This window comes from Variovorax sp. ZS18.2.2, from assembly GCF_024701975.1.
Taxonomy (GTDB): Bacteria; Pseudomonadota; Gammaproteobacteria; order Burkholderiales; family Burkholderiaceae_C; genus Variovorax.
The window spans coordinates 433,485-456,604 of the sequence record NZ_JANLNM010000001.1 but is presented as its reverse complement, the minus strand read 5'-3'; the positions used below and the strand labels follow the sequence as shown (position 1 = coordinate 456,604).

The following is a 23,120-nucleotide window of genomic DNA, read 5'->3' as shown; positions in this document are numbered from 1 at the left end:
AAAGCCGCAAAGAGCCTCTGGCGTGTCATCTGCGGTGTGCATAATGGCCTCATGCCGTTGAGCTCCACGACCGCATCCCCCGAACAAAGCCGCCTTGGTCTTCAGGCGGCTTTTTCGTTTTCTGGTTTCCACTTTCCTGCGAGCGACCTCACACATGCCATTGCCTCCCGCCCCCACGAAACGCGCCGCATTGCTCTCGCCGGACGCCATCGATGCGCCAGCCCGGTCCTCGCACAGGGGGTCGCGCCGATCCGGCGACCAGCGCGCTGACGAAACGGCCCCGAACGGGCCGCAGCCGCTGGAGTTGTTCGACAACCTGGGCTCCGAGGCGGCAGGCGGCGGCGACACCGCGCGTCCGTCGTCGCGCCGGGCCAGATCCCGAACCGCGCCTGCACCGGCACCCGCCCCGCAGCAACCTGCTGCCATCCAGATCGAGACCCGGGTCCCCACAGCACCTGCCCCGACCTACGCACCCGTTCCCGCAGCGGCGGCGCCCCAGGCCCCGGCACGCCCCAAGCGCAACAAGTCCACCGGTCCGGCCAAGCTGTTCGTGCTCGACACGAATGTGCTGCTGCACGACCCGATGTGCCTGTTCCGCTTCGAGGAGCACGACATCTTCCTGCCGATGATCGTGCTGGAAGAGCTCGACGGCCACAAGAAAGGCACCACCGAAGTCGCCCGCAACGGCCGCCAGACCAGCCGTACGCTCGACGCGCTGGCTGGTGCGCAGGACGCCGACATCGACAAGGGCCTGAAGCTCGACACCACCGGTCATCGTGAGGCCGGCGGTCGTCTGTTCTTCCAGACCGCTCCGCTCGACTACTCGCTGCCGATCAGCCTGCCCCAGGGCAAGGCCGACAACCAGATCCTGGGTGTCGTGCACGCACTGCGCGACGAGTACGCCAAGGAACGCCCGGGCAAGCCGAAACAGGAAGTGGTGCTGGTGTCGAAGGACATCAACATGCGCGTCAAGGCGCGCGCCCTGGGCCTCGCCACCGACGACTACCAGAACGACAAGACGCTGGAAGACGGCGACCTGCTCTACGCCGGCTCGCTGGCGCTCCCGCCCGACTTCTGGACCCGCCAGAGCAAGACCGTCGAGAGCTGGCAGAGTGGCAGCAACACCTTCTACCGGATCAGCGGTCCGATCGTGCCCAACCTGTACATCAACCAGTTCGTCTTCTTCGAGGCGCCGGGCGAGCCGAGCATGTACGCGCGCGTCACCGAAATCCGCGACAAGACCGCGGTGCTCAAGACGCTCAAGGACTACAGCTCGGGCAAGAACGCGGTCTGGGGCGTGAACACGCGCAATCGCGAGCAGAACTTCGCGATGAACCTGCTGATGGACCCGGAGATCGACTTCGTCACGCTGACCGGCACCGCCGGCACCGGCAAGACGCTGATGGCGCTGGCCTCGGGCCTCACGCAGGTGCTGGACGACCGCCGCTACACCGAGATCATCATGACCCGCGCGACCGTGAGCGTGGGCGAGGACATCGGCTTCCTGCCCGGCACCGAGGAAGAAAAGATGGGCCCCTGGATGGGCGCACTCGACGACAACCTCGAGTTCCTGGCCAAGGGCGATGGCGGCGGCGCCGGCGAGTGGGGCCGCGCGGCCACCAACGAGCTGATCCGCAGCCGCATCAAGGTCAAGAGCATGAACTTCATGCGCGGGCGCACCTTCCTGAACAAGTACGTGATCATCGACGAGGCGCAGAACCTGACGCCCAAGCAGATGAAGACGCTGATCACCCGCGCCGGCCCGGGCACCAAGATCATCTGCATGGGCAACCTGGCGCAGATCGATACGCCGTACCTCACGGAAGGCTCCTCGGGCCTCACCTTCGCGGTCGACAAGTTCAAGGGCTGGCCGCACGGTGGGCACATCACGCTCGCGCGCGGTGAACGCTCGCGCCTGGCCGACTTCGCGAGCGACGTGCTCTAAAAAACCGCGATTCCCGGCCATCGAGCCCGCGCATGCTCCCAGGGGCATCGCGGGCTTTTTTTCGCTCGCCATGACAGGCTCCTGACAAGACGCTGTCAGGAGGCGGCTCGCACCATCGAGGCTCCTTCCAGCACAACGAAAGAGAGCTCCTCATGCAGAACGCAATCACCTGGTTCGAGATTCCGGTCAGCGACCTGGACCGCGCCCAGGCCTTCTATGAAACCGTGCTGGCGCGCAAGCTGCGCCGCGAAAGTCTCGGCGGCGAGGCGCTGGCTATTTTTCCGTATGACGCCCCGGGCGTCGGCGGCGCCTTGCAGGCCGGCGCCAGTGCTGCTGCCCGCGCGGGCAGCAGCACCCGCATTTATCTCGACTGCATGCCAAGCATCGACGCCGTGCTCTCGCGCGTGGAGGCGGCCGGCGGGCAGATCGTGGCGCCCAAGTCCGCGCTGCCGCCGGGCATGGGTTTCATCGCCCATCTGCGCGACACCGAAGGCAACGAAGTCGGCCTGCACGCCCTCGCCTGAAGCACCATGGCACAGCGCAACTGGATCGCCGTCGCGAGCGCCGAACATGCCCGGCGCGGGCGCGACCACAAGCCGCTCGGCTTCATGCAGGTCGGCCACGGCAAGCTGGGCCCGCTCAAGCGGGTCGCCGCGGGCGACCGCGTGGCCTACTATTCGCCGGCCACGGTGTTCGGCGGCACGGACAAGCTGCAGAGCTTCGTGTCGATCGGCATCGTGCTGCCGGGCGAGCCCTACGAATTCGACATGGGCGGCGGCTTCATCCCCTGGCGCCGCGACCTGAGCTATGCAGCGTCGCACGAAGCACCCATCGCGCCGCTGATCGAGCGCCTTGCCTTCATCGAGACGCCCAAGCAATGGGGCTACAAGTTCCGCTTCGGCATGTTCGACGTGACCGATGCCGACATGGCATTGATCGCCCGGACCATGAAGGCAGACCTGAAAACGCTCGTCCTTTGAGCAGCAACACCCGAACATCGCCGCACAGCGCAAACGCAGGAGAAGAACCCATGGAACCCGCCCGCCAACACCACGACGCCTTCCGGGTCGCCGGCCTCACGGTCCGCACGACCAACCGCGAAGAAAACGATCCCGTCACAGCCCGCATCGGCGCGCTGTGGGGCCGCTTCTTCGGCGAGCAGACCTATGAATCGACGCCCCATCGCACGCGCGACACGCGCATCTTCGGCATCTACTCCGCCTACGAATCCGACGCCCATGGCCCCTTCGACATCACCGTCGGCGTGGCCGTCTCGGAGGGCGCGGACAGCGTGGCCATCGAAGCCGGCGACTACCTCGTCTTTACCGGCCAGGGCGAGATGCCGCAGATGGTGATCGCCACCTGGCAGCGCATCTGGCAGTATTTCGAGGCGCACCCGGAAATCGCGCGCCGCTACCGCAGCGATTTCGAAGCCTACGAGGGGCCAGACAAGGTGGCGATCCACATCGGAGTTGCATGAGCATGAAGAAGAGCTGGCGCGACAGACTCGCCAGCTACCCGCACCTGCCGAACGTCAAGGAGATCCCTCCGCCCATGCGCAAGCGCCACGGCGAGGGCACCATCGCCACGCCCTCTCCGCGTGAGGTCGAGGAAGCGATGCGCGGCATTCCCGAGGGCCGGCTCGCCACGGTGCTCGGCATCGGCGAGGACATCGCGGTGCGCCACCGCGCCACCATCGGCTGCACCGTGACCACGGCGATCTTTGCGCACATGGTCGCGCACGCCACCGAAGAGTCGCCGAAGCCGGAAGACCGGACGCCCTACTGGCGCACCCTCAAGATCGGCGGCGAACTCAACCCCAAGTACCCCGGCGGCATCGAGGCGCAAATGGCCAGGCTCGAAGCCGAAGGCCACACGGTCGTGCAGCGCGGCAAGCGCTACTTCGTCGAGGACTTCGCCAAGAAGCTCTCCGGAACGCGCTGATGCGCCGCGCCGACCGCCTCTTCCAGCTCGTGCAGCTCATCCGCGGCCGCCGGCTCACCACGGCCGCATTTCTCGCGCAGCGCCTGGAGGTTTCGGAGCGCACGGTGTACCGCGACGTGGCCGACCTGCAGCACCAGGGCGTGCCGATAGAAGGCGAAGCCGGCGTGGGCTACCGGCTGGGCGTGGGCTTCGAGCTGCCGCCGCTGATGTTCACGCAAGACGAGGCCTCGGCGCTCGTGGCCGCGGCGCGGCTCGCGCAGAGCTGGGTCGACCCGGCGCTGGCGCGCGACATCGAAGCGGGGCTGGGCAAGATCCTCTCGGTGCTGCCGCCGGCCGCGCGCGTCTCGGCGGAGGCGCTGGCGCTCTATGCGCCCGCGCTGGGGCTGGACGACGTGATGGGCGCCCGGCTGCAGGCCTTGCGCGAGGCCGTGCAGGCGCGCCAGAAGCTGCGCCTGAACTACCGCGACGTGTCCGGCGATGCCAGCGAGCGCACGGTGCGGCCGCTCGGCTGCTTCTACTGGGGAAAGGTCTGGACGCTCTCGACCTGGTGCGAACTGCGCAACGACTTTCGCGGGTTTCGCGTCGATCGCATGGATGCCGTCGAGGTGCTGCCCGAGCGCTTTCGCGACGAACCGGGCAAGACGCTGGCCGACCTGCTGCGCCAGGTAAAGGCCCGGCAGGTGGAGACGACGCCGCCGGAACCCCAGAAATGGCCGTCGAAGGCCCAAGGTCCTTCGGCCGTTTGACCTCGCTGCGTTCGCGTCAGTACTGGTCGCTGTGGCTGTAGCCTTCCAGGTTCTCGAACTTGGTGATCGGCTTCAGGAAGGCCAGCTTGATGGTGCCGGTCGGGCCGTTCCGGTGCTTGCTGATGATCACCTCGGCCACGCCCGGCTCCTTGCTGTTCTTGTCGTAGTAGTCGTCGCGGTAGATGAACATGATGATGTCCGCGTCCTGCTCGATCGCGCCTGATTCGCGCAAGTCGCTCATCATCGGGCGCTTGTCGGTGCGACTTTCCACGCCGCGGCTGAGCTGCGAGAGCGCGATCACCGGGCACTTGAGTTCCTTGGCGAGCATCTTCAGGCCCCGCGAAATTTCGCCCACCGCCGTGGCGCGGTTCTCGTCGCCGCTCGTGCTGGTCGACATGAGTTGCAGGTAGTCGACCACGATCAGCCCCAGGCGCCCGTACTGGCGCGCGAGTCGGCGTGCATTGGCGCGCAGTTCGCTGGTGGAAAGGCCCGGCGTCTCGTCGATGTGCAGCGACACGGTGCGCAGCTTCTCGATGGCTTCGGTCAGGCGCGGCCACTCCTCGTCACTGAGCTTGCCGGTGCGCAGGTGCCCCTGGTCGATGCGGCCGATCGAGCCGACGATACGCACCGCCAGTTGGGAGGCGCCCATTTCCATCGAGAACACGGCAACGGGCAATCCTTCGTTGAGCGCCACATGCTCGGCGATGTTGATTGCCAGCGAGGTCTTGCCCATCGAGGGACGCGCGGCCAGCACGATCATGTCGCCCGGCTGCAGGCCCGAGGTCATCTTGTCGAAGTCGTGAAAGCCCGTGCGCACGCCCGTGATGTCGTTCGGGTTCTCGGCCATCTCGGTCACGCGGTCAAGCAGTTCGACCACCAGGGCGTCCATGCTCTGGAAGCCTTGCTTCATCCGCGAGCCTTCCTCGCCGATGTTGAAGATCTTCTGTTCGGCTTCGTCCAGGATCTTGTCGACCGGCTTGCCCTGCGGGTTGAAGGCGTTGGTCGCGATCTCGTCGCTGGCGGAGACGAGCTTTCGCAGGATCGAGCGCTCGCGCACGATCTCCGCATAGCGCCGGATGTTGCTCGCGCTCGGCACGTACTGCGCGAGCGAGTTCAGGTAGACCAGCCCGCCGATATCGTCGGCCTTGCCCAGGCTCTGCAACCGCTCGAAGACGGTGATGACGTCGGCCGCCTTGCTGGCATTGATCAGTCCGCCGATGGCGGCGTAGATCAGCTTGTGCTCGTGACGGTAGAAGTCGTCGTCGACCAGCAAGTCGCCCATTCGGTCCCAGGCGCCGTTGTCGAGCAGCAGGCCACCGAGCACGCTCGATTCGGCCTCGATGGAGTGAGGCGGAATGCGCAGTTGGGCGATCTGGCGGTCGGCCGACGAATTACCGTCGGAGTAGGAGAAAACGGCGGACATGGACTTCCCTTGCAACCCTGCATGCTAAGCCGCGCACGGCGCTGCGCTTGTGGACAAGGTTGTGAATAAACAGTGATCTTCCAGTGCAGCGCGCTGGAAAACGCAGGCGGGCGCCGCCGGGCCGCCCCAAGGCGAGCCGCGCGGCCCCCTCGGGGGGTGGCGTTACGCGCAGCGAAAAGCCGGGGGGGCAACATTCGCAAAAAGAAAAGCCGCCCGAAGGCGGCTTTTGCGGCAGCGCACGAAGCGCCGCAAGCGATCAGGCGGTTTCGCCGTAGACCGTCACGGTGATCTCGACGACCACGTCGGTGTGCAGCGCAACGCTCACGGTGCTGTCGCCAACAACCTTGATCGGGCCGTTGGGCAGACGCACTTGCGACTTGGCAACCTTGTAGCCTTGCTTGCCCAGTTCTTCAGCGATGTCGCTGTTGGTGACCGAGCCGAACAGGCGGCCGTCGACGCCAGCCTTTTGCGTCAGCTTGACGGTCGTGCCGCCGAGCTTTTCGCCTTGGGCTTGCATTTCGGCCAGCTTGGCGGCCGCAGCCTTTTCGAGTTCGACGCGCTTGGCTTCGAATTCGGCCTTGTTGGCAGCGGTAGCGCGGCGAGCGCGGCCCGACGGAATCAGGAAGTTGCGTGCGTAACCGTCCTTGACCTTGACGATTTCGCCGAGGGTGCCGAGGTTGACGACCTTGTCCAGAAGAATGACTTGCATGGTGTCGGCTCCTTAGACGCGGTGTTGGTCGCTGTACGGGACCATGGCCAGGAAGCGGGCGCGCTTGATGGCGGTGTTGAGCTGGCGCTGGTAGATCGCGCGCGTGCCGGTCAGGCGTGCGGGGATGATCTTGCCGTTTTCGCTGATGAAGTCACGCAGCGTGTCGATGTCCTTGTAGTCGATTTCCTCGACGCCAGCGACGGTGAAACGGCAGAAGCGCTTGCGCTTGAACAGCAGCGACTGGGTGTTGCGCTTCGGGCGCTTGTCTTTGTTGAATTTCTTGAACGTGGCCATTTGGGGACCTCTTGTCGAAAATTAATCTTGCTGAAAATCCTGGATGTGCAGGACCGGATGCTTACCGTTGCCCGGTGTCGCGAGAAACCCCTGAAAACGCCAGAGACTTCCCATCGACTGTCTTGCGAGCCGCTCGGCGATGGCGCCGAAGGCAACGGCCTTGAGGGCCGTCTTCACCTGCCGGGGTTTTCCTGCTTCATCGAGGGTCGACTCGTGTTCGAGTCGGAGGTCGATGGCGGGCAGGCCGGCGGGCGTGTATCGCAAGGCTCCGAGTTCGGCAACCGAGGCGGTCAGCAGCAGCTGATTGACACCGGTTGCCAGAGCGGCAGCAGTCACGCCATCAGTTGTTGTTGGCGGCGTATTCGGCCTGCTGGGCCTTGCGGGCTTCTTCGCGCTCGACCGTCTTCATCATCGACGAAGGACCGGTGTCGGCCTTCTTCTTCTGGACGGTGAGGTGACGCAGCACGGCATCGTTGAACTTGAACGCGTGTTCCAGTTCGCCCATCACGGTTTGCTCGGCTTCGATGTTGACGCACAGGTAGTGCGCCTTGTTGAGCTTGTTGATCTGGTACGCCAGCTGACGGCGGCCCCAGTCTTCAACGCGATGGACCTTGCCACCGCCGGCCGTGATCAGGCCCTTGTAGCGCTCCAGCATGGCCGGAACTTGCTCGCTCTGATCCGGGTGGATCAGCAAAATGATTTCGTAGTGACGCATGGCACTCCTTGTGGATTCTTCCGAGGAAGAGGAAAAGCCACCTGCAGCGTCGGGCGCAGTGTGGCAAGGCAAAGCCGGCGATTATAGCCCTGTAATTGACAATCCGGCAAGGCACCTCAGTCGTTGAGGGCCTTGTCCAGGGCTGCCGCCTTCTCGGGACCGACCGCCGCGCGGATCTTGGGCGCCAGCGCCAGCAGGTCTTCGTAGCTCGTCGCGCCCTCGACCTGCAGGTTGAGCCGGAACCCCATCAGGCCCAAGCTGCCGGTGAGCTGGATGGCGATGGGGTAGGCGTCCTTGTAGCGCTGCTGCTTGCTGCGGGCGGAAGCGCCGGCCGCGGGTGCGGCGGGGGTGGCCTCGGCGGGAGCGCTGCCCTCTGCCGGCTCGAGAAGTCCCAGCGCGACCATGTGGTCGATGTCCTCGCGCACGATGCCCATGCCGTTCGCCAGCACCTCGTCGACCGAGCGCTTGCCATCGAAAAGAATGAAGGCCGAGCGTTGGCGCGGCGTCAGGGGAACCGAGCGGTCCTTCAGGGCCTGATGGCCCGCTGGCGTCTTCACAAGAATCATGGTGGTCTCCCCCTTCCGGGATAGGCCCGTGAGTCTCAGAAGTCTGGCATCAAATACGCAATTTGTTTCAGAAACACCCACGCCTCGCGGGAATCCCCCCATGGGGATTTCCGCAATCCGACACGTGGGGCTTCAACGATTGGCGAGCAGTTGCCAGGTGTCGATCACGCTGTCGGGGTTGAGGGAGATCGACTGGATCCCCTCCTCCGCCAGCCAGAGCGCGAAGTCCGGGTGGTCGCTGGGGCCCTGGCCGCAGATGCCGACGTACTTGCCTTCGGCCTTGCAGGCCTTGATGACGCGGCTCAGCAACGCCTTGATGGCCGGGTCCCGCTCGTCGAAGTCGGCGGCCAGCAGTTCGAGCCCCGAATCGCGGTCCAGGCCCAGCGTGAGCTGGGTCAGGTCGTTCGAGCCGATCGAGAAGCCGTCGAAGAACTTCAGGAACTCTTCCGGCAGGATCGCGTTGCTCGGCACCTCGCACATCATGATCAGCTTGAGATCGTTCTCGCCGCGCTTGAGGCCATGCTCGCCCAGCAGCGTGGTCACGCGCTCGGCCTGGCCCAGGGTGCGCACGAAGGGCACCATGATCTGCACGTTGACCAGGCCCATGTCGTTGCGCACGCGCTTGAGCGCCTCGCACTCCATGGCGAAGGCTTCGCCGAAATCGGCGCTCAGGTAGCGCGCCGCGCCGCGGAAGCCCAGCATCGGGTTCTCTTCTTCCGGCTCGTAGCGGCTGCCGCCGATCAGCTTGCGGTACTCGTTCGACTTGAAGTCGGACAGGCGCACGATGACCTGCTTGGGCCAGAAAGCGGCCGCGATGGTCGCGATGCCTTCGGCCACCTTGTCGACGTAGAAGGCTCGCGGCGAGGCGTGGCCGCGGGCCACCGACTCGACGGCCTTCTTCAGGTCGTTGTCGACGTTCGGGTAGTCGAGGATCGCCTTCGGGTGCACGCCGATGTTGTTGTTGATGATGAACTCCAGGCGGGCCAGGCCCACGCCATGGTTCGGCAGTTGCGCGAAGTCGAAGGCCAACTGCGGGTTGCCGACGTTCATCATCAGCTTGATGTCGATTTCGGGCATCACGCCGCGCTGCACTTCGGTCACTTCGGTCTCGAGCAGGCCGTCGTAGATGAAGCCGGTGTCGCCCTCGGCGCAGCTCACGGTGACCAGCGTGCCATCCTTCAGAAGGTCGGTCGCATCGCCGCAGCCGACCACGGCCGGAATGCCGAGTTCGCGCGCAATGATGGCCGCGTGGCAGGTGCGCCCGCCGCGGTTGGTGACGATGGCGGCGGCGCGCTTCATCACCGGTTCCCAGTTCGGGTCGGTCATGTCGGTGACGAGCACGTCGCCGGCCTGCACCTTGTCCATTTCGCTGATGTTGTGCACGAGGCGCACGGGGCCGGTGCCGATCTTCTGGCCGATGGCACGGCCTTCGGCGAGCACTGCGCCCTTGCCCAGCAGCTTGTAGCGCTGCTCGGCCTTGCCCTGCTGCTGGCTCTTCACCGTCTCGGGACGCGCCTGCAGGATGTAGAGCAGGCCGTCGGTGCCGTCCTTGCCCCACTCGATGTCCATCGGGCGGCCGTAGTGTTCCTCGATGACCAGCGCATACCGGGCCAGTTGCTCGACATCGGCGTCGCTCAGCGAGTAGCGGTTGCGCTGCTCTGCCTTCACGTCGGTGGTCTTCACCAGCTTGCCGCTCGCCTTTTTCTCTTCGGGCGTCGCGAACTCCATCTGGATCAGTTTGGAGCCGAGGTTGCGGCGAATGACGGCCTTCTTGCCGGCGCGCAGCGTGGGCTTGTGAACGTAGAACTCGTCGGGGTTCACGGCGCCCTGCACCACCGTTTCACCGAGGCCGTAGCTGGAGGTGATGAACACCACCTGGTCGAAGCCCGATTCGGTGTCGATGGTGAACATCACGCCGGCGGCGCCGAGGTCGGAGCGCACCATGCGCTGCACGCCGGCCGAGAGCGCGACCACGTCGTGCTCGAAGCCCTTGTGCACGCGGTAGCTGATGGCGCGGTCGTTGTAGAGGGAGGCGAACACCTCCTTCATCTTGTGCAGCACGTCGTCGATGCCGACCACGTTCAGGAAGGTTTCCTGCTGGCCCGCGAACGAGGCGTCGGGCAGGTCTTCGGCGGTGGCCGAGGAACGCACGGCAAACGAGGCTTCAGGGTTGCCGGCGCTCAGCGTGGCAAAGGCCTCGCCGATAGCTTTCTGCAGGTCGGCCGGGAAGGGCTGGGATTCGACCATGGCGCGGATCTCGGCGCCGGCCACGGCGAGGGCGCGCACGTCCTCGGTGTCCAGCGCGGCGAGGCGCTTGCTGATCTTGTCGGCCAGGCCGTCGTGGGCCAGGAACTGGCGGAAAGCGTGCGCCGTGGTCGCAAAACCGGTCGGCACCCGCACGCCTTGCGGCAGCTGCGAGATCATCTCGCCGAGGCTGGCGTTCTTGCCGCCAACCGCCTCGACGTCGGTCATTCTCAGGTTTTCAAACGGTACGACCAGGGCGGTCGCGTCGAAAAGTGCAGACATGGGGAAGCTCCAGAAGTTGAAACCGGTGCTGCATGCAGGCGGCACGGCACGATCGTTGTCGTTGCTTTGGGTGCGGAAGCGGCCTGCATGAGAAGAATGGGGGTTGGGAAAGCGGATTCCCGATAATGGACCGGATTGTAGGCGTGGCAAGGTCGCCCGCGCCGCAGGACAAGGCCGCAAGAGCAACACCATGCAGACACGCACTGTTTTCTTCATTTCCGACGGCACCGGCATCACCGCCGAGACTTTCGGCAACGCCGTGCTGGCCCAGTTCGAGATGAAGCCGCGCCATGTGCGGCTGCCTTTCACCGACACGGTCGACAAGGCGCACCAGGCGGTGCGGCAGATCAACCACACGGCCGAACTCGAGGGCGTGCGGCCCATCGTCTTCACCACGCTGGCCAACATGGACGTGCTGGAAGTGATCGAGACCGGCTGCAAGGGCATGCTGCTGGACATGTTCGGCACCTTCGTGCGGCCGCTGGAAATCGAGCTGGCGGTGAAGTCGAACCACCGCATCGGCCGCTTCAGCGACGTGAGCAAGAGCAAGGAATACAACGCCCGCATCGCCGCCATCGACTTCAGCCTGGCGCACGACGACGGCCAGAGCAACCGCGACCTGCAGGGCGCCGACGTCATCCTGGTGGGCGTGAGCCGCAGCGGCAAGACGCCCACTTCGCTCTACCTGGCGATGCAGCACGGCCTGAAAGCCGCTAACTACCCGCTGATTCCCGAGGATTTCGACCGCCGCCAGCTGCCGCCGGCCCTGATGCCACACCGCAAGAAGATCTTCGGCCTGACGATCCAGCCCGAGCGCCTGAGCGAGATCCGCAACGAGCGGCGCCCCGATTCGCGCTACGCGAGCCTGGAGAACTGCCGCCACGAGGTGAGCGAGGCCGAGGCGATGATGCGGCGCGCCGGCATCCGCTGGCTCTCGACCACGACCAAGTCGATCGAGGAAATCGCGACGACGATCCTGCAGGAGCTGCGGCCGGAGCGGCTGACGTACTGAGTTGCTGCATTTTTGATAGCAAATGGTCACGGATATCCGCCAACCCGCGCCTTTCCTGCATCCGTTCCCCGACCCGGTCGACGTCTTCAGCGACCCCGTCGACCGGTACGCGCGGCATCTGCATCCGCTGTGCACCATCGACCTGAGCGCCGTCGACCCCGCTTGGCAAGGCCGCATCCACATGCTGAGCCCGATCGAGCCCTATGAGGGATTGATCGGCCAATCGACGGTTGCCCACCACGGCGAGTTCCTGCGCCCCAACTGGCTGGCCTTCGAACTGAAGGACGACCGCTACACGCTGCTCGGGGATTGGCGGTACTTCGAGGTCAACGATCCGGACCTGTCGCCGTCGTTTCGCACCGAGCTCGATATCCGCCACGAGGATTCGCACCTGGCCTTTGCCGCGATGCAAGCGCACTACGCAGGCTGCCATCGACTGGACATCATGCGAACCGGCGCCAGGAATGTGCGCGACCCGGACACCCTCGCGCTGCTGCACAAACGCCGGGAAATTCGCGGCTTCGACAGCGACGGCGACCCGCTGCCCCTGCTGGCGCAATTGGGCGGAGAAGCCTTCGAAGGCAATTGGTCCGAGAGCAGCGAATGGCCTATCGACCGGAATCCTGCGGGCGACCCCGCCCCTCTCACGGCGGACGGCCGCCGCTTCCGCTTCATCGCGCACGTGCCGGGCTACAACTACTGTCTGCATGGCGCGGACAGCATCCTGCTGTTCTACGACCCGCAGGATTCGATCGCGCTCTTCACTTTCGATTGGACCTGAGCGCGCCCCGGTGCCGAGGCCTCAGCCGAACAGGTACTGCACCGTGCCGTCCGCGCTGGCGACCGGCTGGCAGGGCATACCCCAGACCGCCTCGATCAGCGCAGGTTGAAGCACCTCGGCGGTCGGCCCCTGCCGCAAACCATCCGCAGCACCCAGCACCACCACCTCGTCGGCATAGCGACGCGCGAGGTTCAGGTCGTGCAGCACGGCCACCACGCCCACGCCCCGTGCCGCCCAGGCACGCAAGAGGCGCATCGCCGAATGCTGATGCGCCAGGTCCAGCGCGGCAGTGGGCTCGTCGAGCAGCAGCCAACGCGTCGCGCCGTCGGAGCGCGGATGCCAGAGCTGCGCCAGCGCCCGCGCCAGATGAACCCGGGCCTTCTCGCCGCCCGACAGCGTGTTGAGCACGCGCGGCGCCAGCGCCGTCACGTCGGTCAGCGCCATCGCCTCGGCAATGATTCCGTCCTCGTCGCGATCGGGCGCCCGGCGGTGGGGGTAGCGCCCCAGCGCGACGATGTCGTGCGCGGTGAAGTCGAAAGCGACCGCGCTTTCCTGCGGCATCAGCGCGCGACGCAGTGCCAGCGTCGGCATGCCGTGGTCCGCGAGCGGCCGGCCGTCGAGAGTCGCCCGGCCCCGCGTCGGTTCGCGCTGGCCGGACAACACCGACAGCAACGTCGACTTGCCCGCGCCGTTCGGCCCGAGGATCGCGGTCACGCGGCCCGGCGCCAGTTCGACGGAGGCATTCGCCAGCAAGGTCTTCGCGCCGATGCGCACCTCGGCGCCCGCGCACGACAGCGCGCCCTGCCCCGCCTTCATATCCGCCGCCGTCATATGCGCCCCCTGAAGTGCCGCAGCATCAACAGGAACATCGGCACGCCGATGAAGGCGGTGAGCACGCCCAGCGGCAACTCTGCAGGCGCCATCACCGTGCGTGCCACCGTGTCGGCCGCCAGCACCAGCGCGGCGCCCAGCAGCGCCGAGGCCGGCAGCACGATGCGGTGATCGGGCCCCGCCACCATGCGCACCCAGTGCGGCGCGATCAGGCCGATGAATCCGATGATCCCGGTCGTGGCCGTCACCGCGCCCACGGCCACCGCCGTGATGACGATGGCGCGTCGCTTGGTGCGTTCGACGTCCACGCCGAGCAGTGCCGCCTGCGCCTCACCGAGCGCGATGGCGTTCAAGGGCGATGCGAGCGAGGCGGCCGCCCAGCATGAGAGAAACACTGCGACGCAGACCAGGATGACCGCGCTCCAGCGCGCACCGCCCAGGCTCCCCAGTAGCCAGAACTGCAAGCTGCGCAGTTGCTCGTCGGTGGCCATCACGCTCAACAAACCCAGCCCGGCGTTCGCCAGCGCATTGATCGCGATACCCGCCAGCAGCATCAGCGCCACGCGCGTGCCGCCCTCGCTGCGCGAAAGCCCGTAGATCAACAGCGTGACCAGGAAGCCGCCGCCGAAGGCCATGGCCACCAGCGTCCAGCTGCCGAGCGTGCGCGGCAGCACCGGCCAGAACCACGCACCCAGCACGATGGTGACGCCAGCCGCGAGCGCCGCGCCGCTGCTGATGCCGATGAGCCCGGGGTCCGCCAGCGGATTGCGGAACAGCCCCTGCATCAACGTGCCCGCCATGCCGAGCCCCGCGCCAGCCGCGATGCCGAGGACGAGGCGCGGCAGCCGGATGTTGAGAAACACGAGGTGTTCGGGCGACTGGTTGCCACCGCCCTGCCCCAATGAAGTCAGCACGTTCCAGAGCTGCGAAAGACTGATGGCATAGGCGCCCGACACGGCTCCCACCGTGAAGGCTGCGACGAGCAGCACCGCGCTGCCGCCCAGCACGGCACGCGCCCCAAAGCGTTGGCTCATTGCGTAGCCTTCGCGCTTCGCGCTGCGGTATTCGCCTTGGGAACGGCCCGGCGGCTCATGCCAGCGCGGCCTGGAATTTCTCGTGCAGCTCGCCGATGGCGCCCGGCAGCCGCGGACCGAAGCCCAGCAGCAGCAACGCGTCCTGCGTGATGAGTGCGCGCTTTTTATAAGCCGGCGTGAGCGCCAGTTCGGGCCGCTCCCAGAACCTGTCGATGCCGCCGTGCGCCTCGATGCTCTGCGTGCTGGTGAGGATGATGTCCGGTGCGGCGCTCGCCATCGCCTCGGCCGTCATCGGCCGGTAGCCGTGGAAGCCGCCCAGCGCATTCACGCCGCCGGCAAAACCGATCACCGAATGCGCCGCCGTCTTCTCGCCCGAGACCTGCGGGCTCGCGCTGTGCGAGAGCACGAACAGCACCTTGGGCTTGCGCCCCTTCGCCGCGCCCACGCGCTGCTGCACCTGGGCCCAATCGGCATCGAGCCGGGCCTGCAGTTCGCGCGCCCGCGCTTCCCTGGCGGAAGCACGGCCCACGGCCTGCACCTTGCGCTGCACTTCGCCCCAAGTGTGGTCGGCCTCGATGATCTCGACCTTCACACCGGCCGTGCGGACCTGGTCGAGCACCACGGCCGGGCCTGATTCGTTGGTAGCGATGATCGCGTCGGGCTTCAGGGACAGGAGTCCTTCGGCCGAGAGCTGGCGCATGTAGCCGACCTTGGGCGTGCCGCGCGCGGCGGCGGGATAGAGGCTGGTGGTATCGGTGCCCACCAGCTGGCCCTCGGCGCCGAGGATGTAGACCACCTCGGTGATCGCGCCGCTGACCGTCACCAGCCGCGGCAGGCGCTTGTCCTGCGCGAGCGCGGGCCAGGCGGCGGCGCCGAGTGCCGACGCGGAAAGAACGCGCAGCACATCGCGGCGGCGCGCCGAGGGAGGAAAAGGCAAGTCGTGTCGTTCGGTCATGAGGTCACAGCCGGCAATAGATGAAGGCGCGGATCAGCCGCGCCGGGGAATGTTGTGCGCGATGCGCCAGAGCACGCCGCTCGGGTCGGTCAACGTGAAATCGACCATGCCCCACGGGCGCTCGCCGGGCGGCGTGGTGCGGACGCCGTAGCGCTCGACCAGCCCCTGCGCCTGCACGTGGGCCCACCACGCGTGCGCGTCGTCGACCAGCAGATGCATCATGAAATTCTCGGCATGGCTGTGCACGTAGAACTGCTGCAGCAGGAAGCTGCTGTTGCCGTGCAGGAAGTAGGCGATGCCGTCTTCGTTCGACGCCATCGTGAAACCCAGGTCCCGGTAGAAGTCGCAGGACAGCGCGAAGTCCTTTGCCGGAACGAAGGCCTTGATTTCGACGACGTTCAGCGCGACGCTCACGATGCCTGCGCTCCGGACACGGCCAGCCGCGAGAGCTTGCGCACGATCTGGCGCCACTCCTGGCGTTCGGGAACGCCCGGCTTGCGAGCGCCGAAGAACATCGCCATCAGTTCGCCCTCGCCGTCGAAGGCCTCGACCGAGGTGACGATGCCGTCGCTGGTCGGCTTCTCGACGATCCAGACGCTTGCGATGCGGTCTTCGCGCAGATGCAGGTTGAAGTCGGGGTCGAGCACGTTGAGCCAGAGCATCCCGCGAATCTCCATCGGCTCGACGCGCACGACGGGACCGGAGTGGATCTGGATGCAGCCCGGGCTGCCGACGAACACCATGATGGGCGTTCCGTCGAACGTGGCCTCCTGCAGCAGCTCGCGCACCGCGGACGTTTCCGCGCGCTGCGTGAACTCGCCCTCGGTGAGGCGAAAGCTCTGCTGCCGCTCGACACCGAACTTGTTCAGGAGGCCGAAGAACTCGTGCGTGTCCTGCATGCCGCGCCAGGCTTCGGAGAGCCCACTCGCGTCGATGGCGCTGTCGTCGCGCGATGCGGCCTTGGGGTCGGCCGGCACGAACTGCACGGGTGCGTCGGGCGCGGTGTGCGTGTCGATGACCGACTGGAACGCGTCGCGGTCGGTGGCCTCGCGCACGAAGATCTTGTGGACCGCCACGCCGTTCGCATTGAAGAACTGCAGACTCAGCGAAGGCGGCACGCCGGCATTGGCCGCCGCTTCGCTGACGGCAAAGCCGGCATGCCAGCGGCTGAAGAAAAGGCGCAGGTCGATGGCCTCGCCCAGCGCGAGCCCCATCGCCTCGCTGCCGGAGACCTTCTCGTAGACGCCGGTCTTCTCGTGCACCGTGGTCTCGTTGCGCGTGAGCGCGAGCACCGGGCCGCAGAGTTCCAGCGCCTGCAGCAGGTCGACCCACGGGCCCTTCAGCGGCGTGGCGCGCAGCACCTTGTCGTGTGAGCCAGTGTGCGCGGCGATGGCTGCGCCTTCGGAGATACCCATGGCCGCCGCAGCGTCCTTGTGGCGCATGCCCTTGGCACGCAGTTCCGTGAATCGGGTCCGGGTTTCTTCAGCGTTCATCGGGTTTCCTTTGTTGTCGGCGGTTGCTTTGGCGCGGATCAGAAGTCCGCCATGAGCGAGACATTGAAGGCGCGCCCCGGCTGGGTGTAGGCATCGCGCAGGGCCGAGGTCGTCGTCAGCCCGCGCACGTCACTCCACATCCAGTAGCGCTTGTTGGTGAGGTTGGTCACCGAGGCGTTCAGGCGCAGGTCTTTCTTGATACGCCATTGCGCGCTGATGTCCAGCGTGGTGGCCTGCGGCGTGCGGAACTGCAGGCCGGTGGTCACCTCGCTGCGATCGACGTCGCTCCACTTCTTGGCGCCATGATGAACCGCATCGAGGCGAACGCTCCAGACCGGCGCCTGGTACTTGAGACCGGCGCTGAACTTCTGCGGGTCGATGGAATTGAGCGGCCGGTTGTTGGTGCGGTCGCGCCCGCGCGTCTGGCCGTAAGCGAAGGGCACGGAGAAGCCAGTGCCGTTCTCGGTGAAGTCGAGCTCGCCCTTGATCTCGAAGCCGCTGATGCGCGCGCGCCCGACGTTGACCGACTGGAACGTCGCCGGATTGACGCGAGAGCCGAACACGCCGCCAACTTGGCGGTCGTTCTCGATCAGGTCCTTGTAGTCGCCCGTGAACGCGGCCACGTCGTAGCTCAGGATGCCGGTGCGCCCGCGCATGCCCAGCTCGATGTTGCGGCTCTTCTCGGGCTTGAGGTTCGGGTTGGGAATCGTCTTGTAGCCCGAGATCACGTTCTCGAAGAAGTTGTTGACCTGGAACGCGTTGGGCGCCTTGAAGCCGGAGGCGTAGTTGCCGTAGACGCTGAACTGCGGCGTGGTGCGGAACAGCACGCCCAGCTTGGGCGACACCGCCGAGCCCGACAGCGACACCGCCTGCGCGTTGAAGCCCGCCTGCTTCGCATCGAGCGAGAAGCGATCGAAGCGGATGCCGGGCGTGATGCTCCAGCGGTCGTGGATGAACTCGTCCTGCACGTAAAAGGCCGTCGAGGTCTCGCGCGTGTCGGGGAAGCGCTTGAGCGGGTAGCTCTCGCCCGCCGGCGGCACCAGGCCGGTCTGCAGGTTCTCGACGTTGGTGCGGGTGTAGTCGAATCCGTAGGTGATCTTCTGCGCCCAGTCACCCATGCGGATGGTCTTGTCGGCCTGCAGGCCGAGCTGCCAGGTGTTCTCGTCGTATGTGACGTCGCGCGTGCGATCGGCGGCGGTGAAGCGGTCTTCGTAGATGTACTCGCGCGACTTGGCCTTCTGGTAGCTCACGACAGCCAGCAGGTTGTCGGCCACGACGGTGTTCAGGCGCAGGCGTCCTTCGTAGGTGAGGCGGTCGCGGTCGAGATCGGTCTTGGCGTTGAGCCCGACGACCGAGGTGGACGCGTACGGCGGCTTGGCGACGCCCGAGAGCAGGTCGTAGCGGCTGCTCTTCTCGACGTGCTCGAAAGTGAAGGCATGGCGCTGGTCGGCGTTGGGCGTGAGGATGGCCTTGGCCAGCAGCGAGCGGGTGTTGTCGCGCTGCGGATTGGGCGTGGTGCGGTCGACGTTGGGCACGTTGAGCCGGCCCATGTTCTCGAGCTCGCTCGCGCGGCCCAGGTTGGCGGAGATCAGCCACTCGAGCGCATCGTTCGCCTTGCCCGCAAGCGTGACGCCGCCGCGCACGCCGTTGTCGTCGCCGCTGTAGCCGATGTTCGCGCTGCCGCCGAAGGTGCGGCCGTCGCGCAGGAACGACGAAGGTTCGCGGGTGATGAAATTGACGAGGCCTGCGAGGCCGTCCGAACCATAGAGCGCCGACGCCGGCCCCTTGATGATCTCGATGCGCTCGACGAGGCCGATGTCGAAGTAGTCGCGGCCGAAGGCATTGGCGCTGAAGACGTAGCTGCGTGGCGTACGGATGCCGTCGGTCAGCAGCAGCACGCGGTTGCCGTCGAGGCCACGGACGTTGAAGCCCGCGTTGCCATCGCGGCCGGTGTTGCCCTGCGCAAGCCCGAAGCGCGCGGGCGAACGTTTGACCGAAACGTTGGGCAGGTCGCGCACCGCGTCACGGATGTCGTTGATCTGCTTGGATTCGATGTCGTTGCGGTTGATGACCTCGATGCTCAGCGGCAGGTCGTCCTTGGCCTGTTCCGAGCGCGATCCGCTCACCACCACCTCGCCGAGCGCCGCAACTTGCTGGGACCACGCCGTCGTCGTGGCCATGCCGAAGCCGGAGGCGATCAGCAGCTGCAGGAGCGCGAGGCGATGGGGAGAAGTTCGAGGGGAATGAGTGGCCACGAAAAAGGTCCAGAAAACAGTTGAAGAACTGCTTGCTGGACCTTGATGCGCAGGGAGACTGCGCGTGTGACCTGGCTGGCAATGAGGGGGCGAGAAAGAGGTAGTCGCCCGACCTTTTTATTGTATGAGAATAATTCTCATCTAAACAACTTAAGACTTATTTCACGCGGGGGCCGAAGTGCGGATCAGGTGGTCGAACGCACCGAGCGCCGCCTTCGCGCCGTCGCCGGCCGCGATGATGATCTGCTTGAACGGCACGGTCGTCACATCCCCCGCCGCGAACACGCCCGGCACCGAGGTCTGGCCGCGGGCGTCGACGATGATCTCGCCGTGCTTCGTCAGCTCGACCACGCCCTTGAGCCAGTCGGTGTTGGGCACGAGGCCGATCTGGATGAACACGCCTTCGAGTTCGACCTGCTTCAGCTCGCCCGATGCGCGGTCCTTGTAGACCAGGCCGTTGACCTTCTGGTCGCCGGTGATCTCGGTGGTCTGCGCGTTGGTGAACACGTCGACGTTTTTCAGGCTGTGGAGCTTGCGCTGCAGCACGGCGTCGGCGCGCAGCGCGGTGTCGAACTCGATCAGCGTGACATGGCCCACGATGCCGGCCAGGTCGATCGCCGCTTCGACGCCCGAGTTGCCGCCGCCGATGACGGCGACGCGCTTGCCCTTGAAGAGCGGGCCGTCGCAGTGCGGGCAGTAGGCCACGCCCTTGTTCTTGAACTCGTGCTCGCCGGGCACGTTGATGTTGCGCCAGCGCGCGCCGGTCGAGATGATGATCGACTTGCTCTTGAGCGAGGCGCCGCTTTCCAGCTGCACTTCGATCAGATCGCTGCCAGGCACCAGGGCCTTGGCACGCTGCAGATTCATGATGTCGACGTCGTAGTCGCGCACGTGCTCCTCGAGTGCATGGGCGAACTTCGGACCTTCGGTTTCCTTGATCGAGATGAAGTTCTCGATGCCCATCGTGTCGAGCACCTGGCCGCCGAAGCGCTCCGAGGCCACGCCGGTGCGGATGCCCTTGCGCGCCGCATACACGGCGGCTGCGGCACCAGCCGGGCCGCCACCGACGATCAGCACATCGAACGGATCCTTGGCGGCGATCTTCTTGGCTTCGCGCTCAACGCCGCTGGTGTCGATCTTCGCGAGGATTTCTTCCAGGCTCATGCGGCCCTGGCCAAACTCGGTGCCGTTGAGGAAGACGGTCGGCACGGCCATCACCTGGCGTTCCTTGACCTCGTCCTGGAAGGTGCCTCCTTCGATCATCGTGGTGCGGATGCGCGGGTTCTGGATCGCCATCAGGTTCAGCGCCTGGACCACGTCGGGGCAGTTGTGGCAGGTGAGCGAGACGTAGATCTCGAACTCGAAGTCGCCGTCGAGCGCCTTGATCTGGTCGAGCACGGCTTGCTCGACCTTGGGCGGGTAGCCGCCGACCTGCAGCAGCGCAAGGATCAGCGAGGTGAATTCATGGCCCATTGGCAGGCCGGCAAAACGCGGGCCGTGGTTTTCGCTCGGGCGGTTGACCGAGAACGAGGGCTTGCGGTGGTTGTCGTCGCGGCTCTCGGTCAGCTTGACCAGCGTCGAGGACTCCGCGACGTCCTTCAGCAGCGACAACATCTCGCCCGAGGCCTTGCTGTCGTCGAGCGAGGCAACGATTTCGATCGGTTGCGTGGCGCGATCGAGGTAACTCTTCAATTGGGCCTTGGTGCTGGCGTCGAGCATGACGAACTCACTTTCGATAACTGAAAACTATCAACTGGGAACAAAAAAGCCCGGGGCTTCGAGAGCGCCCGGGCTTTCGCACGGGGAGCGCTTAGATCTTGCCGACGAGGTCGAACGAAGGCTTCAGCGTTTCGGCGCCTTCGGTCCACTTGGCGGGGCAGACTTCACCGGGGTGGGCAGCCACGTACTGGGCAGCCTTCACGCGGCGCAGCAGTTCGGCGGCGTCGCGGCCGATGCCGTTGTCGTGCACTTCGATGGTCTTGATCTTGCCTTCGGGGTCGATCACGAAGGTACCGCGGTAGGCCAGGCCTGCATCTTCACCTTCTTCGATCAGCACCTGGAAGGCACGGGCCAGTTGCTGGCTCGGGTCGCCGATCAGCGGGTACTGGACTTTGGCGATGGTGTCCGAGGTGTCGTGCCATGCCTTGTGGGTGAAGTGGGTGTCGGTGGACACGCCGTAGATCTCCACGCCGAGCTTCTGGAATTCGGGGTAGTGGTCGGCCAGGTCGCCGAGTTCCGTCGGACACACGAACGTAAAGTCTGCCGGGTAGAACACCACGACCGACCATTTGCCCTTGAAGTTGTCGTTGCTGACGGGCACGAACTTACCGTTGTGATACGCGGTGGCCTTGAAGGGAATGATTTCGGTGTTGATCAGGGACATTGCTGCTTCCTAGTGATGGGGCTGATGAAAAAAGCGAAGTATCAGTATAACTACCAATCTCATATTATTAATAGTCATGAGCTATTAAAAGTATTGGAGCTTGCTATGTTTGCGATGAGGTCGCGATGCGTTTTGCAGCCCCTCAATACGAACGTGTATCACCATCACACGCATGCAGACCGGCGCAGCATGGGATTGCTTGCAAGCACGCATCGGCCCCTCTGACAATCACCGCTTTCAGAACAAGGAAAAATCATGAAGGGCGACCCCAAGGTCATCGAACATCTGCAGGCGCAGCTCAAGAACGAGCTCACTGCAATCAACCAATACTTCCTCCACTACCGCATGCTCAAGCACTGGGGTCTGGACAAGCTGGCCAAGAAGGAATACGAGGAATCGATCGGCGAAATGAAGCACGCCGACAAGCTGATGGACCGCATCTTCATGCTCGACGGCCTGCCCAATCTGCAGGACCTCGGCAAGCTGAACATCGGCGAGGACGTGCCCGAACTGCTGCGCTGCGACCTCGGTGCAGAAACCGGCGCGCAGGCCACCATCAAGGACGGCATCCAGCATTGCGAATCGGTGCGCGACTATGTCTCGCGCGATCTGCTGCAGGAAATCCTGGACGACACGGAAGAGCACATCGACTTCCTCGAAACCCAGATCGACCTGATCGACCGCGTTGGCCTGCAGAACTACCTGCAATCGCAGATGGGCGAGCTGGAATAAGAGAAGTCTTTGGATTTCAAACAACGGGGCTTCGGTCCCGTTTTTTATTGCTTTACGTAACTTAACGGCGGCCAAATAGCAGTCATTCTCATCTGCACGGATAGAATCCGCGCCTTCGATGACTGCCGCCCGCTCCGACAACCGCCGCCGTGCCTACTGGCTCAAGACCCTGCACGAATGGCATTGGGTGAGCTCAGCGATCTGCCTCATCGGGATGATCCTGTTCAGCGTCACGGGCTTCACCCTCAATCACGCGGGGCAGATCGAGGCCAAGCCGGCAATCACGAAGCTGAACGGCACGATCGACCAGCCTCTGCGCGCCCGACTCGAACAACAACTGCCCGCCGCCAAGGCGCAAAAAGGCAAGGCGCCATTGCCCGCCGAACTGCAAGGCTGGGTCCAGAAGAACTGGGACGTCAGCACCGCCGGCCACGACGCCGAATGGTCGGACGATGAGATCTATCTCTCGCTCCCCCGCCCCGGCGGCGACGCCTGGTTGCGCCTGAGCCTGGCCGACGGCGAGATCGAATACGAGCGCACCGACCGCGGCTGGCTCTCTTACCTCAACGACCTGCACAAGGGCCGCAACACTGGCGCCGCCTGGAGCTGGTTCATCGACATCTTCGCGGGCGCCGCGCTGGTCTTCTCGATCACCGGGCTGTTCATTCTCAAGATGCATGCGGGCAATCGACCGTTCACCTGGCCGATGGTGGGCATGGGGTTGGTCGTGCCGGTGCTGCTCGCGCTGTTGTTCATTCATTGATTGGCCGATTGAT

At 65.3% G+C, this 23,120-nt stretch carries 25 protein-coding genes; 10 read left to right on the top strand and 15 right to left on the bottom strand.

Annotation, left to right across the window (positions count from 1 at the left end):
* Positions 1-154: 154 nt before the first annotated feature.
* The 6 genes from NU688_RS02260 (at position 155) to NU688_RS02235 (ending at position 4,635) form a co-directional block, all read left to right on the top strand.
* Positions 155-1,945, top strand: a complete 1,791-nt coding sequence (locus NU688_RS02260; protein ID WP_257858931.1) for a PhoH family protein — start codon at positions 155-157, stop codon at positions 1,943-1,945.
* Between the two features lie 152 nt (positions 1,946-2,097).
* A complete protein-coding gene (locus NU688_RS02255; RefSeq protein ID WP_257858930.1) occupies positions 2,098-2,469 on the top strand; it encodes a VOC family protein in 372 nt (123 codons plus the stop codon).
* Between the two features lie 6 nt (positions 2,470-2,475).
* On the top strand, positions 2,476-2,925 hold the full coding sequence (locus NU688_RS02250) for an EVE domain-containing protein (protein ID WP_257858929.1): 450 nt from the start codon (positions 2,476-2,478) through the stop codon (positions 2,923-2,925).
* A 50-nt stretch (positions 2,926-2,975) separates the two neighbouring features.
* Positions 2,976-3,425 (top strand): GyrI-like domain-containing protein, encoded by a 450-nt coding sequence (locus tag NU688_RS02245; protein WP_257858928.1) that lies wholly within the window; start codon positions 2,976-2,978, stop codon positions 3,423-3,425.
* Positions 3,422-3,889 carry an MGMT family protein gene (locus NU688_RS02240; RefSeq protein ID WP_257858927.1) on the top strand — a complete coding sequence of 156 codons (468 nt, stop codon included), beginning with the start codon at positions 3,422-3,424 and terminating at the stop codon, positions 3,887-3,889. The genes NU688_RS02245 and NU688_RS02240 overlap by 4 nt, the downstream gene beginning before the upstream one ends.
* Positions 3,889-4,635, top strand: a complete 747-nt coding sequence (locus tag NU688_RS02235) for a YafY family protein (protein ID WP_257858926.1) — start codon at positions 3,889-3,891, stop codon at positions 4,633-4,635. Before NU688_RS02240 ends, NU688_RS02235 begins: the two co-directional genes overlap by 1 nt.
* Before the next feature lie 16 nt (positions 4,636-4,651).
* Here the strand turns inward: NU688_RS02235 and dnaB are convergent, their stop codons facing one another.
* The 7 genes from dnaB to ppsA all read right to left on the bottom strand — a co-directional run bounded on the left by dnaB (position 4,652) and on the right by ppsA (position 10,868).
* Positions 4,652-6,058, bottom strand: a complete 1,407-nt coding sequence (dnaB, locus tag NU688_RS02230) for a replicative DNA helicase (protein ID WP_198787693.1) — start codon at positions 6,056-6,058, stop codon at positions 4,652-4,654.
* 256 nt (positions 6,059-6,314) lie between these two features.
* Positions 6,315-6,767, bottom strand: a complete 453-nt coding sequence (gene rplI, locus NU688_RS02225; RefSeq protein ID WP_176658462.1) for a 50S ribosomal protein L9 — start codon at positions 6,765-6,767, stop codon at positions 6,315-6,317.
* 12 nt (positions 6,768-6,779) lie between these two features.
* The gene (rpsR, locus tag NU688_RS02220; protein ID WP_007830781.1) at positions 6,780-7,061 is read right to left on the bottom strand and encodes a 30S ribosomal protein S18; all 282 of its coding nucleotides are present in this window, start codon (positions 7,059-7,061) and stop codon (positions 6,780-6,782) included.
* Positions 7,062-7,082: 21 nt separating this feature from the next.
* Positions 7,083-7,397, bottom strand: coding sequence for a primosomal replication protein N (priB, locus tag NU688_RS02215; RefSeq protein ID WP_013540524.1), 315 nt, complete (start codon positions 7,395-7,397; stop codon positions 7,083-7,085).
* A gap of 4 nt (positions 7,398-7,401) precedes the next feature.
* Entirely contained in the window at positions 7,402-7,776 is a 375-nt protein-coding gene (gene rpsF, locus NU688_RS02210) for a 30S ribosomal protein S6 (RefSeq protein ID WP_198787691.1), read from the bottom strand.
* Positions 7,777-7,892: 116 nt separating this feature from the next.
* Positions 7,893-8,342 (bottom strand): hypothetical protein, encoded by a 450-nt coding sequence (locus NU688_RS02205; protein ID WP_257858925.1) that lies wholly within the window; start codon positions 8,340-8,342, stop codon positions 7,893-7,895.
* 132 nt (positions 8,343-8,474) lie between these two features.
* Complete coding sequence (gene ppsA, locus NU688_RS02200; protein WP_257858924.1) at positions 8,475-10,868, bottom strand: phosphoenolpyruvate synthase; 2,394 nt, start codon at positions 10,866-10,868, stop codon at positions 8,475-8,477.
* Between the two features lie 190 nt (positions 10,869-11,058).
* Between ppsA and NU688_RS02195 the strand changes: the two genes are divergently transcribed.
* Both NU688_RS02195 and NU688_RS02190 read left to right on the top strand, forming a co-directional pair.
* Positions 11,059-11,880: a pyruvate, water dikinase regulatory protein gene (locus NU688_RS02195; RefSeq protein WP_206178262.1), complete on the top strand. Its 822-nt coding sequence runs from the start codon at positions 11,059-11,061 to the stop codon at positions 11,878-11,880.
* Between the two features lie 22 nt (positions 11,881-11,902).
* Positions 11,903-12,661, top strand: a complete 759-nt coding sequence (locus NU688_RS02190; protein WP_257858923.1) for a hypothetical protein — start codon at positions 11,903-11,905, stop codon at positions 12,659-12,661.
* Positions 12,662-12,682: 21 nt separating this feature from the next.
* Here NU688_RS02190 and NU688_RS02185 read toward each other — a convergent pair whose 3' ends face one another.
* From NU688_RS02185 to ahpC, 8 genes are all read right to left on the bottom strand, one after another.
* Positions 12,683-13,492: a heme ABC transporter ATP-binding protein gene (locus tag NU688_RS02185; protein ID WP_257858922.1), complete on the bottom strand. Its 810-nt coding sequence runs from the start codon at positions 13,490-13,492 to the stop codon at positions 12,683-12,685.
* Positions 13,489-14,526 carry an iron ABC transporter permease gene (locus tag NU688_RS02180; RefSeq protein WP_257858921.1) on the bottom strand — a complete coding sequence of 346 codons (1,038 nt, stop codon included), beginning with the start codon at positions 14,524-14,526 and terminating at the stop codon, positions 13,489-13,491. The genes NU688_RS02185 and NU688_RS02180 overlap by 4 nt, the downstream gene beginning before the upstream one ends.
* Before the next feature lie 55 nt (positions 14,527-14,581).
* The gene (locus NU688_RS02175) at positions 14,582-15,481 is read right to left on the bottom strand and encodes a hemin ABC transporter substrate-binding protein (protein WP_257858920.1); all 900 of its coding nucleotides are present in this window, start codon (positions 15,479-15,481) and stop codon (positions 14,582-14,584) included.
* A gap of 33 nt (positions 15,482-15,514) precedes the next feature.
* The gene (locus tag NU688_RS02170) at positions 15,515-15,895 is read right to left on the bottom strand and encodes a VOC family protein (protein ID WP_257858919.1); all 381 of its coding nucleotides are present in this window, start codon (positions 15,893-15,895) and stop codon (positions 15,515-15,517) included.
* Positions 15,892-16,974 carry a hemin-degrading factor gene (locus tag NU688_RS02165; RefSeq protein WP_257858918.1) on the bottom strand — a complete coding sequence of 361 codons (1,083 nt, stop codon included), beginning with the start codon at positions 16,972-16,974 and terminating at the stop codon, positions 15,892-15,894. Before NU688_RS02165 ends, NU688_RS02170 begins: the two co-directional genes overlap by 4 nt.
* Before the next feature lie 38 nt (positions 16,975-17,012).
* Positions 17,013-19,229, bottom strand: a complete 2,217-nt coding sequence (locus NU688_RS02160; RefSeq protein WP_257858917.1) for a TonB-dependent hemoglobin/transferrin/lactoferrin family receptor — start codon at positions 19,227-19,229, stop codon at positions 17,013-17,015.
* A gap of 162 nt (positions 19,230-19,391) precedes the next feature.
* Complete coding sequence (gene ahpF, locus NU688_RS02155; protein WP_257858916.1) at positions 19,392-20,948, bottom strand: alkyl hydroperoxide reductase subunit F; 1,557 nt, start codon at positions 20,946-20,948, stop codon at positions 19,392-19,394.
* 91 nt (positions 20,949-21,039) lie between these two features.
* Positions 21,040-21,612: an alkyl hydroperoxide reductase subunit C gene (gene ahpC / locus NU688_RS02150; protein WP_257858915.1), complete on the bottom strand. Its 573-nt coding sequence runs from the start codon at positions 21,610-21,612 to the stop codon at positions 21,040-21,042.
* Between the two features lie 255 nt (positions 21,613-21,867).
* Between ahpC and bfr the strand changes: the two genes are divergently transcribed.
* Entirely contained in the window at positions 21,868-22,344 is a 477-nt protein-coding gene (gene bfr, locus NU688_RS02145) for a bacterioferritin (protein WP_013540512.1), read from the top strand.
* A gap of 118 nt (positions 22,345-22,462) precedes the next feature.
* On the top strand, positions 22,463-23,107 hold the full coding sequence (locus NU688_RS02140; protein ID WP_257858914.1) for a PepSY-associated TM helix domain-containing protein: 645 nt from the start codon (positions 22,463-22,465) through the stop codon (positions 23,105-23,107).
* Positions 23,108-23,120: the final 13 nt, after the last annotated feature.